The organism is Vallitalea sediminicola (assembly GCF_054408565.1).
Genome location: NZ_BTPT01000421.1, coordinates 1 through 209, shown reverse-complemented (window position 1 = coordinate 209; position 209 = coordinate 1). Strand labels below are relative to the sequence as shown.

The window sequence follows — 209 nt, the reverse complement described above, 5'->3', positions numbered from 1 at the left end:
ATATTTAATTAGTTACTATTTTCTGCACTATTTTGGATTTCCATAGCTTTATTAAGAACTTCTTCAGCTGTCTTTTCTCCAGCTACAATATATGGAACACCATCTTTCCAAATATGGTTGAATGCTTCAGGTTTAATCTGATCAGCAAAAGGCATATTAATAGCAGTTGCATCAACAAACATTTGTAGTCCGCTTTTATTACATGAAGG

Annotated in this window: 1 protein-coding gene; it reads right to left on the bottom strand. The window is 32.5% G+C overall.

Features of this window, described 5'->3' with window-relative positions; genetic code table 11:
* Positions 1–8 precede the first annotated feature (8 nt).
* The coding region (locus ACX6CF_RS27275; RefSeq protein ID WP_458788505.1) for a hypothetical protein at positions 9–209 on the bottom strand (201 nt) is incomplete at its 5' end.